The sequence below is a fragment of the Pseudoalteromonas sp. SIMBA_162 genome, assembly GCF_046535955.1.
Classification (GTDB): Bacteria; Pseudomonadota; Gammaproteobacteria; order Enterobacterales; family Alteromonadaceae; genus Pseudoalteromonas; species Pseudoalteromonas marina.
On the sequence record NZ_JAWJBQ010000489.1, the window covers coordinates 1 to 267 of the forward strand.

The window sequence follows — 267 nt, forward strand, 5'->3', positions numbered from 1 at the left end:
AATCTAAAATAGATTCGTCCCCATGGATGTCCCAAGTTTGATTGTAACCATCACTTAAAGGACCTTTAGCAGAAAAGATCATTTCTTCTTTATTTGGTGCCGTTACTAAGTTTTGTGACCCTTCCTTCCAAGCAATAACCCCTATACGTTCATCCTGCTTCAACAGATTCACAACTTCTTGGTAATCGATTTTTTCATCTTTCAAATAGATATAGGCCATCCGTTCATTTACTGCCATGGCAATCTGCCCATTTTTACGATCTCGTT

At 38.2% G+C, this 267-nt stretch carries 1 protein-coding gene; it reads right to left on the reverse strand.

What is annotated here, in order from left to right; all coding sequences use genetic code 11:
- Window positions 1-238, reverse strand: a 238-nt coding sequence (locus tag R0J88_RS20630; protein ID WP_410900971.1) for a hypothetical protein, incomplete at its 3' end; no start/stop codon positions are given.
- Between the last annotated feature and the right edge of the window lie 29 nt (window positions 239-267).